Origin of the sequence: Streptomyces lancefieldiae (assembly GCF_031845825.1) — a bacterium.
GTDB lineage: Bacteria > Actinomycetota > Actinomycetes > Streptomycetales > Streptomycetaceae > Streptomyces > Streptomyces lancefieldiae.
In genome coordinates this window covers 1-2643 of record NZ_JAVRFH010000175.1, presented here as the reverse complement: position 1 = coordinate 2643, position 2643 = coordinate 1, and the positions used below count along the sequence as shown (strand labels likewise).

Here is a 2643-nt window from a genome sequence, read left to right as displayed (position 1 = left end):
CGCGACGGCTCCGGACGGCCGGGCGAGCGCATTGGCGCCCGCATCGCCCGGTCCGCGGCCCACTGCCGTCGCGCCCCGGCCGGAGCCTGCGGCGTTGACTTCCTCGGTCGTCCCATCCAACACCTCCACGATCGAGGTGTTGCGACGACCAGTTGAATGCACCCTGGGCTCCGTGATCGGTGTGTACGACCGCTCCGGCAAGGCTGCCGCGGGTGCGTTCGGCGGCGGTCAGAGCGTCGATGACGAGATCGGTGCGCATGTGGTCCGCGATCGCCCAGCCGGCCAGGCGGCGTGAGGCGAGGTCGATGACGGTGGCCAAATACAGGAACTTCCCGCCGTCCAGCGGGAGGTAGGTGATGTCGCCGACGTACTTCGTATTCGGCTCACGCGCGGTGAAGTCGCGGCCGATGAGATCCGGGGCCTTCGCCGCGATCGGGTCCGCGACCGTGGTGCGGTGCCTGCGGCGCAAGCGCACGCCCGCCAGACCGGCAGCCCGCATCAACCGCGCGATCCGCTTGTGGTTGACATGCTCACCCGCCTCGCGGAGCTCGGCCGTGATCCTGGGAACGCCGTAGGTGCCGTCCGACTCGCGGTGCACGGCCCGTATCCGGTCAGCGAGGCGAGCGTCGGCCGCCTGCCGGGCGGCCCGATCCGCGGCCGTCGCCCGCCAGTAATAGAAGCTGGAACGGGCGATGCCCACGATGGTGCACAGCCGCTTCACGCCGTAACGGCGCTGATGGTCGGCGACGAACTGGAAGCGGTTCACCAGCGCGTCTCCCCGGCGAAATACTTCGCCGCCTTCCGCAGGATCTCGCGCTCTTCCTCCAGTTCACGGACCTTCTTCCGCAGAGCGGCGTTCTCCGCCTCCAACGGCGCCGGCGGCTCGGCCGGCACCTCCGCCCGGCGCCCCCGGGGTCGGCTCGCTCCGGCCGCCCGGACCCAGTTCCGCAGGGTCTCGGGGTTGATACCCAGATCGGCGGCGACCTGCCTGATCGTCGCCTCGGGCCGCGACTGGTACAGCGCGACCGCGTCCGCCTTGAACTGCGGCGGATAGTTCTTCATGACCACGAGATGTCCGTTCTCAGATCCTCAGGATCCAGTGTCTCGTGTGTCCAGGATCAAGGGTCAAGGCCCCCCGCGACCACACCCGAACCTCCGTCCAGATGATCACCCGCTGCCGCTCGAACAGGATCCGGTTTGCCACAACGCACTCACCGGCCCTGCTGGGCCGGTGCCACGACTTGACCGCCGCCCGCACCCACCGCATCATCCGGATCTGCGAACGCCAGGGCATCCCTATCCTGGCCGACCGCGCCTACACGGGCGCTGGCCCCCTGGGTCACCACCGGACGCAGACGCCCGCCCCGCGGGCAGCTGACCCCGCCAGAACGGACCGTCAACCGGGCACTGGCCACATCCCGGGCACCCGTCGAACGCGGCATGGCGCGACTCAAGTCCTGGTGGATCTTCCGAAGATCGCCCTGGCCGCCGAGAGAGAACCGACGCCCGTCACGAAAGATCGCGGTTAGTCGGCATCCGCAACATCGATGCCGGTCACCAGCGGGCAACCCGGATCCAAACTTGCACCCTCCCTATTCTCGGCTTCACATGATGAAAACGGACGAGGCCGACTACGCCGAAGCCTTGGGCCCGTCCCCCGTGCGAGCTACGGAGAAGTGTCCACTGCCGGGTGACGATTCTGGGCTGCGGGATCCGTAGTTTCGGCGTCCGAAGGCACCATCACGATCGTGAGGTTTTGATGAAGCATCAGCACAACCGCGTTCGGCGTGTGACCACTCTGATCGCCGCACGAGCACTGCCCGCTGGCGCCGGCCCTATGATCCGGGTCCCGATCCGTGGCAAGCTCCTGCGAGGTCTGGCGCCGGTATCACAACCGGGATCACAGCCGTCGTCACCTTCGAGCCCGCCGCCTGATCAAGGCAGAAAAGGATCATAGGCCGTCTTATAGGCGCCTTACCTACAGGCTGTGTGCTTTTAGGGCTGCAGTGGAAGCTAACCGCTCATCCACTTCAGATCATGCGACAGCCTTTACTTAATGTAAGTCAACACTGGAGGAATAAATGCCCAAGAAGCGCTCGGCTGCATCCGTAGCCATACTTGCCTTTACAGGACTTGCTCTGTCTGTCATGGCGGCAACCCCGGCCTCTGCTGGGTCGTGCACTCAAAGCCAGGTCATCGCCGTTGAAACCATCGAGGGCCACTTCGCGATGGTGGACAGAATGGGTAGCGGGCGCGAGGACCGACTGATCAACAGGGATGATCTGCGAGTCGTCGCAAGCAATTCTTCCGTCCCGAACTCTGTGCGTTCCTCCGTAAACTATGTCCTGGCGGATGATGCGTTCTTCAACCGCATCGACCGCGTCCGCAACCCGCAGCTCGACGGCCTCATAAACGAGGATGACCTCCGCACAGTCTGCGGCTGATACAGGCCGGGCGGTCGTCGCTGGCCGCGCTTGACAGCCCTTAGCCTCGCCGTTTCACTTGGGTACGCCTGGCTTTGGGGCGGAAACGCGAAAGTGCCTTCCTGACCTGGGACGATGAACCTTGCTGAGGGGTTCTGTCGGTCCAGGCGGAGGGCACTTTCTACGTGCAGGGTATCGGGTTGCGTCCCAAGGTCCATGT

General features: G+C 65.5%; 1 protein-coding gene and 2 pseudogenes. 2 read left to right on the top strand and 1 reads right to left on the bottom strand.

Features of this window, described 5'->3' with window-relative positions; translation table 11 throughout:
* Positions 1-157 precede the first annotated feature (157 nt).
* Positions 158-1068, bottom strand: a pseudogene (locus RM812_RS41310) (IS3 family transposase); the annotation flags it as partial.
* Positions 1069-1211: 143 nt separating this feature from the next.
* On the opposite strand from RM812_RS41310, the pseudogene RM812_RS41305 reads away from it, so the two are divergent.
* Positions 1212-1491, top strand: a pseudogene (locus tag RM812_RS41305) (transposase family protein); the annotation flags it as partial.
* Between the two features lie 590 nt (positions 1492-2081).
* On the top strand, positions 2082-2444 hold the full coding sequence (locus RM812_RS41300; protein WP_311586049.1) for a hypothetical protein: 363 nt from the start codon (positions 2082-2084) through the stop codon (positions 2442-2444).
* The last annotated feature ends 199 nt before the right edge of the window (positions 2445-2643 follow it).

Excerpts from the sequence above, each read along its gene's own strand:
- RM812_RS41300 (WP_311586049.1), top strand. The coding sequence starts at position 2,082 with ATGCCCAAGAAGCGCTCGGCTGCATCCGTAGCCATACTTGCCTTTACA.